This window comes from Bacteroidota bacterium (assembly GCA_039111535.1).
GTDB lineage: Bacteria > Bacteroidota > Rhodothermia > Rhodothermales > JAHQVL01 > JBCCIM01.
Window position 1 is genome coordinate 1 of sequence record JBCCIM010000244.1, and the last position, 8134, is coordinate 8134.

The following is an 8134-nucleotide window of genomic DNA, read 5'->3' on the forward strand; positions in this document are numbered from 1 at the left end:
AATTCAGATGATGGCGGTATTGTCTGTTGGTAGGCTGGTACTTGTGACGGCAAGGTTATGCCTCTTCTCCGCATGAAGAAGTCAGTCTCAATCTTGGGGGACTCCAAATTATCTTTAAAACATTCCTGGTTGGCACTTACCTTGTAGAAGTGGAATAGCGAATCGATCTAATAATTCGGAGAAAGCAATGAATATCTCAACCACAACCCAATATGCTCTCCTTTTTGGTTTACTAGGCGGAGTTGTTGTTATCGGGCTCATTCAGTTTATGCTCCCCGATTTGGTGAGGATAATTCCATACATGCTTGTCGTCGTTCTCTATTTGATGTTCATGAAATCAAAGGCACCGTCGGCTACGCTTAGACACTTAGCTCTCGGTTCTACTCTCATGGCTTTTGTAGCAACAGCAATCGTTTATATCTACATATGGGTATTTTTCTGGCAGAGTCCGGCGAACAATCCGCTGGGCCAGACCATCCCTGTTTTAGATCATGTTTTCGTTCTCGCTTTAAGCGTATTGACAGGTGGGGCCGTAGGAACCCTGATAGCTTTCTTCTTTAATCCCAATTGGAGAACGCTTCGTAGGGCCTGATTGTTTGGCCGATAGAATTGCAAGTTCTGCCGCTCAGGCGGAATGCACAATCATCGTCGAGGCCCTGCGGCAGTCTAAATTGTAGTCTTTACCAGGCGATCCGTATTTTTAAGCACGAGAAATAGATGAGAGTGGTGTCCGAGTTCGCGTTGTAACCACATTAGCGTAATCGCTTGAAAGGGTTGATCTCGATGCATAGGGTCTGGGTCAGAGGCCGTTGAGCACTGTATTCGCTTTGGTGGTATTGCTGTGGATCCCGAATCAAGTTCGGGATAGGTACTGTCTATTTGTGATAGACAGTACCTAGTTCATCATCAGCTCTATCTCCCTCGTGCTCGGCGTAGCACGCACCAAGGTAACTCGCATTTTGTCACCAGGGCGATACATTTTACCCGTGTGGCTACCCACCAAGGCATAGCGGTTTTCATCGAACTCGAAGTAATCTCCGTCCAGGTCTTTTACGTGTACAAGGCCTTCGAGCCACAGGCCCTCAAGCTGTACAAATACACCAAACCGGGTCACGCTGGTGATGAGGCCGTCGAACGAGGCGCCGATATGGTCTACGGCATACAGCACCTGTTTCTGGCGGGTTGTTGTTCGTTCTGCTTCCTCTGCGCGTTTTTCCTTCTCGGAGCAGTGCTTGCAGAGCGCATCGAGGTCCTCTTTGTATCGCTCTTTCGAAAGCAGGACTTCTTTGAGGATGCGGTGCACCAACAAGTCGGGGTAACGTCGGATGGGGCTGGTGAAATGGGTGTAATGCGTGAATCCGAGTCCGTAATGGCCGATATTTTCGGTGGTATAGCTGGCTTTTGCCATGGCACGCAAGGAGGCCATTTTGATGACGGCTTCTGTTGCTTTGCCTTTTGCTTTGGCCAGCAGGGCATTTAACTGGACGGAATCTACATTGCCGTTTTCGAGCTTGAGCTCAAAGTTGAACGTCTTCAGATAATTGGAGAGCTGTTGTATGCGTTCTGCATTTGGCTCATCATGCACGCGATACACGTAGACCGGCGTAGGCTTGCCTGGCCGCTCCACGGCACGCGCTGCACACTGGTTGGCGAGCAGCATAAACTCTTCAATCAGCCGGTTCGCTTCTTTAAGTTCTTTGCGCACGATGGCTACCGGCGCGCCTTTTTCATCCAGCTTAACGCGCACTTCGGGAAGGTCAAATTCTATCGAACCGTTCTTGAAGCGGGCTTTGGTAAAGGTGCGGGCAATTTCTGCAGCAAGCCGAACCTCTTTGGCGTGGGGTTGCTCAGCGCTTTCGTCGTCAATTAATTGCTGCGCCTCGGCATAGGTGAACCGCTGCTTGGAGTGAATAATCGACTCATGGAAGCTGAATTTGTGCACGTTGCCTTTCAGGTCAACTTCCATCAAACAGGTAAAAGTCAGCTTGTCTTCTCCGGGGCGGAGGGAGCAGATAACATTGGACAACCGCTCCGGTAGCATCGGGATAACGCGGTCCGCCAGGTAAACGCTTGTGGCACGTTCGCGGGCTTCATTATCGATAGCACCGCCGGGCTTGACGTAGTGGCTTACATCAGCAATGTGTACACCAACTTCGTACCTGTTGTTGGGCAATGGTGTGATGTGAATGGCATCGTCGAAGTCCTTTGCGTCATCCGGGTCGATCGTAAAGATGGTTTTGTTGCGCAGGTCCAGCCGGCCTTTGTGTGCTGCTGCCGGAATCTCAATCGGGATCTGATTCGCTTCGTTGTCCACCTCTTTGGGGAAAGCGGTGGGTAACCCAAAGTAGTGAATGAGTGCTTCCATCAGCACTTTCGGGTCGTCAGCCGGGCCAAAAACGCGGGCCAGGGTGGCTTTGAATGCTTGTCTGAAGGGGTCAAAATCACCCAACTGCGCTTCTACCTTGTCGCCTTTGTTGAGCTTGCCTTCCGGCACCCGTGTCAGGTAAACGGAGTGGTTGAATTTTACATCGTCAGGTACAACAAACCAGATGTCGTTATAGAAATCAACAGACCCAATAACCGTCGACCGGCCCCGTTCCAGGATTTCGGATACAAATGCGGTACGCCGGCGCGGCCGGCCTTTATCACGGCCTTTTGCTTGAGGACCGCGTTTACGGCCTCTGCGATTTTCATGCTCTTTTTCTCGCTCAATCCGAATGCGTACCCGGTCACCGTCGCGCGCCGTGTTCAGCCGGGAGCGTTTTACAAAAATGTCTTCGTCTTGCCCCTCGATCTCAACAAATCCGTAACCGTCTCTGTTGACGTGGATAATGCCATCGGCCGTTTCATCCTGCTTGCCACGGTACATAAAGCGGTTGCCTTTTACACGCCGGACCTGCCCTTTTGCAATCAGGTCGTCGAGTGCTTTTCGGAACAGGATATAGTCTTCTCTGGAAGGGGTGCCGACAATTTTGGCGAGTTCTTTGGGGCGGTAGGCCTGCTGTCCGTTGTTACGAAGGACAGATTTTATAGCTTTACGGTATGCTCGTTTCTTTTCCTTTTTACTCATTAGGGCTTATCGCCACCTGATCTGTGGGAGGTTCTGTTTTTTTCTTCTTTTTCATCCATCCAAAAAGCCGGTCAAAGAAGCGGCTCCACGATGAAAACTGTGTCTGGTAGGAGAGGCCGGCCCCACGGGTGCTCGTCAGTGCGTTTTCAGCCAGCAGATCCCCTTCACGGCGAAGGAAAACAGATACTGAAACGTTAGGATTGAGCCGTACCTCGACTTCAAATTCGCCCTCGAGATCGTGTTGATTCTCGGTGACTTCATTCTGGTAAACGCCTTCGCCACGGATTACAAGGCGTTCATCCAACAGGTAAAGTGCAACGCCGTAGGTTACTTCCGGGTCCTCCAGGCTCTCACCTTGCAGTCCCAGGTTGAGGTCGACGTTAGGCAATGCTTCGCCCAGGAAGCGATTCAACTGGCTTGCAACCAGCTGAGATACACTCGTAAAGGCAATCTGGTTGCCAGAGTTGGTCAGCGTTCCTGAATCTGAAACAGACTCTGTGGTGAGCAGGAACGAATTGGTGAGGAGTACACTCGTAGCATAGTCCGTCAGACGCTCAGACTGGTTCAGAATGGCTTCAAATCCTTCATAGTTGCGATAACCGCGGTCGCTGCGGTCTGCCCGCAAACCCAGCTCCACTTCGGGAGAGGAAACGCGCCCGGTGATGTCCAGCTGCACGATCAGGGGGATCTCGTCGCCGCTGCGAAAGGAATTGCCTGGCAAGCCGGCAACGGAAGCACGCGTCCGATATGACGCTGGTATATTCAGGCGGGCATCAATGGGGTTGCCATCCCAGGTAATGGTCCCACCGTTCTGTATTTCGAACCGCCGCGCAAACACATCGCCGGCTGTGAACAGGTAGTCACCAGATTCTACAAAGAGCGTCCCAAACGTCGAAAAGTCACCTTCCCGCCGCTGTATCTGGATACGTCCGCTGCCTACTGCATTCATGGACTCTCCCAATAGCGGGTCGAAAACCAGATGTGTGGTAGAGCCCGGCGGCGCAAGAATATTCAGGTCCATCGAAAGCCCATCCACAAATCGTCGTTCTCCCTCCGGGCGCTTGGAAAGCAGGTTTTTGCGATACGCCAGCTGCTTCAAGTCTGGAATATTGCCCGATGAATCTGCAAAAATCAGGAAGCCGACATCTGAGTCTACTTCATCTTCGGTGACCGGAATAAAGAGCTCACTGCTGGCCTTTGTGACAGCATCATTGGATATAAGCGTAGCGTTGAACGCCGGCCCCGTAAGCGTTAGCGATCCTGAAGCCCAGATTTGCCCATAAAACGGCAGGTCATTCTGGAAATCCTGGTTCATGATAAGCAATTCGTTCAGCTGGCCTTCCAGGTCGAAGGAGAAATGCCGGTATTCATTGAACAGGAAGTCCCCTTCAAGGCTCGCCACACCCCCTGTCAGGTCTTTGAATTGCCCGTTTTCGAGCCGAATAGCATTCCGGTCGATGTTTAACACACCGGTAAATTCTTCGTATTGGAGGTTAAATTTGGGAATGTCGATTTCGCCTTCTTTCAACTCCAGGCGCGTATCAAAAACAGGGTAGTCAAAGTTGCCGACAATTTTCCCTCCACCTGTCATGTAGCCATCAGACCGGCTGAGAAAGTTGGGGAAAATGTATTCGAAAAAGAAGACATCTGCCCGGGCGAGATCCAGGTCGAGATCGAGTGAGCCGGCATCGAGGAAACCCGTTTTCTGGCTATTGAGTCGTGGAAGCCGGAACGTCCCGTCGATGGTGAACGCGTTGTTTTCGTATTGCGCCGGTATCATGGCGTCTGGTAGAAACTCTTCCTGGTTGTATTCCTCAATGGGCCGCAGCGCAATTTGTAATCCTACATCCGGTTGTCGGGGGATGTACTGGCTGGCAATGTTCAAGTCTCCCAACACGCGGTTGTCGAGCGAAAACCTGTCGATGTCGATATTTCCTGTGATTTCGGGCTGGTTGTTTATTGTTGTTACGGCCAACTGCCCGCTGATCAAGCCGCCGAGTGGGCGCTGCATGTCGAGGAATTGGGAAATAGGCCGTATCGCGATGTTATTGATTGCCAGCGCTGCTGTATCAGAAGGATTAGGGGAGAGGATGCCGCTTAAATGTACGCTTTGGAGGATGTTGGCTGTAGGGCTTTTGCTCTGCAACTCAAGTCCTGGGATAATGACTGCGTTATCAATGATGTCTACTTGGGCCGGCGCATAGGTGGTCCAGGTGGAATTCCCAACCGAGAGGATCAGTTCTTCAAAGTGCACCCTGTTTCGATCTGACAGGAATTCCACATGCGTTTGGAGTCGTTGGGGTCCGAGGCGTTGACTGCTTTTGGTCGCAAATCCAATCTGACCACTGCCATCGCTCAGATCGGCATGTAGCGTTGGATAGGGCAGGGTTTGGCCTACAAGTTTTAATGAGTCAGCATGCAGGGTGGAGAGAAAGGTAAACCTGTCAGCAGCCGGCAAGCTGGTATCTGTGCTAAATGCAACATCTCCGGTAAGGTTATCAAAAACGGTTTTGTTGATGATCAGGCTGTCCGCTTGCAAATCGCCGGCGATCACCAGGGAGGATGGGGTTGACGCGATACTGAATTTGGCTTCCAAATTGGTCCCCAGCACGGGCGAAGCCGGCAGCCACGTATGAAGGAGGTCCGCATTGCGAAAAGCAATATCGAGATCAAACACCTCGGGCATTACAACAAGTGAATCAGGTGCTTCGTCGGGTAGCAGGGCTGTGCCAGGCCTGGCCTGCAGTAGTGCAGCCGTCAAGACAGCGGCCGGGTCAACATTCAGGGAGTCTGTGACCAATGGACGGTTGATTACCTCCCGCACCGTCTTGCCGATGAGCTGGCCCCATGATTTACCTGTTTTGCGAAAAGAATCCAGGTTGAACTGACCAGATAACTGCGCGGTAGCAAGGTCGCCGTCGAGTGCAAGTTGTTGGCGGCCGTTTTCCAAATCAGAAAAAGAGACCCCTATGTGATGGGCTGGCACAGGACGCTCTTCATCGTTCCAGGATATAACCGATGGTGCAACGCTCAGATCGACCATCCCCCGCAAATCTGCCAGGGTGGATCCTTCTGCATTGAGGTTGAGGCGGCCGTCGAGTTTTGTGGCAAGTGAATCGACCTTGAGTAAAGACCCCAGGTTCAGTTGAGCAATGGTGAGGTCGGCTTCGATGGCGTGTTTCTCCGGGTTCACAAACACCATTGCATTTGCGCCGATTACGCCATGCACCCGATGCCGCACAACACCTTGCAAGTCGATGGCTCCTTCTTCAATGTGGGCAAATGCCTCGAGGGTATCTGCTGACATGTTGCCAAAAGAGGAGGGTTCAAACCGCATCTGCACGTCGGCATTTACGGTAGAAAAATCAAAGGTGCCGCCTTTTGTAACGCCTTGCGCGAAGAGTGTACCACTCAATAACGAGGGTTTATCAACACTTGGCAGGGTAGCCCGCAGATCTAACGAATCAGTTTGTAAGAAGCTCGTGAACGCAAATTCGTTCGTTTCCGGGTCTTTGCTAAATTCTGCATTACCGGCAATGCGGCCGGCCCGCGTCAATTCAAACGCTGCTTTGCCATAGTGGGGTTGCTGAAAGGCGCCGTCCTGCAGTAACATCGCCCCCCGTACCTGCATGGATTCGATGTAGGTTGGGGCTTCGGGGGAGAGGATATCAAAATTGGCAGCCGGAAGCACCCGCTTAAGGTCTTCATGCGGCAAGCTGGTTTCGGAGGCGTACGCAATAAAGGAAAGCGAGTCGGGATAACCTCGTGCATAGCCGTTTGCATTAATCCGCAAATTGCCGCTGCTGGCTTCGAAAGACTGGACATCGAGTGCATCCAACTGGCCGGCCAGGCGTGAGGCAATGCGCAGGGTGTCTGCAAGCGGGAAGGCCGGGAAAAGCTGGCGCACCTGACTCGCATCCAGGGTGCTCGGGTTCAAATCAAATTCAATTGTGGTTTTCCCCGGCTGTGTTTCAAACGTTTGTAAATTGCCCGCATAACCAGAAAATGCCAACCCCGTTTCAGCCGCCAGGATAAACACTTCATTAAACTCAAGGCGATCGTCGGCCCACAAAATTTGGCCGTGCAGGTCTGCCAGGTTGATGTTTTGTTTATCCAGATCCAAAGAGAATTTGTCGATGTCAAAAAGCCGGGTGTCTCCCTGCCATTCGATGTTCATCTGGGCCTGTATATTCGAAATGGTTGCATCGGTGTAATCGAACACCTTGCCGGCTGCCACAGCTTCAGGCAACGCCCCAAGATTACTCGTGTACACGCTACCATCCAGGATTTTTATATCAGATGAAGTAAAAGACCCCAGTCTTGGGGCCCCTGCACGCACTGTTTTTTTCTTAAAGACATCGCTGACATTCCACGTACTGTCGTCGCGCAGTAAAAGGTGAAATTCGGGCTGAATCAGCGTGATGCGGTGTAATGAGACCGTGCCCGATAGCAGTTCGAGCCACGTGGGTTGTAATACCGCCGCGTCGATAGAAGCAACCAGTCCCCCCGAACTGTCGAGTAACTGAATGTTGTGGGCATAGAGGGTATTCAGCAGGTTGCCCCTGAGTTGTCCGATTTGGAGTTGCCCGTCGAAGGTGTTGTTAAACTGTCGCTCGATTTGCGCGCGCATGCTGTCGCGGCCAACCTGTGTTCGCGTAAGCGCCAGAAACAGCACCGCCACAGCTACAACTGCATAAAGCAGTAGCTTAATGGTATTGCGGGGAATATGTAGAAATAGCCTGAAAGACACGAATTAAGGCGTCAGCTGCTGAGCGAAAAAAGCAGGCTGCGCGCGAAGCAGGTATGCTTTGAGAGACTGGCACGGCTGTTATTACCGGCAGTGGGCCGGGATTACAGCTTCATGCTATTAATCATGTCGGTCTAAATACATGATTTTAAAACAAGTAGTGTACACCTGCCGGGCGAGAGTTGTTCTGGTTTTGTCGGATTGTGATGGGGTATTCGGTGTGTTCAAAGGAGAGGTGGCTGTTTTGTCTAACAGTACTTGTGCAAAAAGTCTTCAATTTCATCATCTGAGGCCCGCCAGTTTGCACCGCGGCATTC

General features: G+C 51.7%; 3 protein-coding genes. 1 reads left to right on the forward strand and 2 read right to left on the reverse strand.

The features are described 5' to 3' along the window. Positions 1-187 precede the first annotated feature (187 nt). Positions 188-592, forward strand: coding sequence for a hypothetical protein (locus tag AAF564_24300; GenBank protein MEM8488690.1), 405 nt, complete (start codon positions 188-190; stop codon positions 590-592). Between the two features lie 303 nt (positions 593-895). Here the strand turns inward: AAF564_24300 and rnr are convergent, their stop codons facing one another. After that, on the reverse strand, positions 896-3070 hold the full coding sequence (rnr, locus tag AAF564_24305) for a ribonuclease R (protein MEM8488691.1): 2175 nt from the start codon (positions 3068-3070) through the stop codon (positions 896-898). Further along, a complete protein-coding gene (locus AAF564_24310; protein ID MEM8488692.1) occupies positions 3063-7820 on the reverse strand; it encodes a translocation/assembly module TamB domain-containing protein in 4758 nt (1585 codons plus the stop codon). The genes rnr and AAF564_24310 overlap by 8 nt, the downstream gene beginning before the upstream one ends. Positions 7821-8134: the final 314 nt, after the last annotated feature.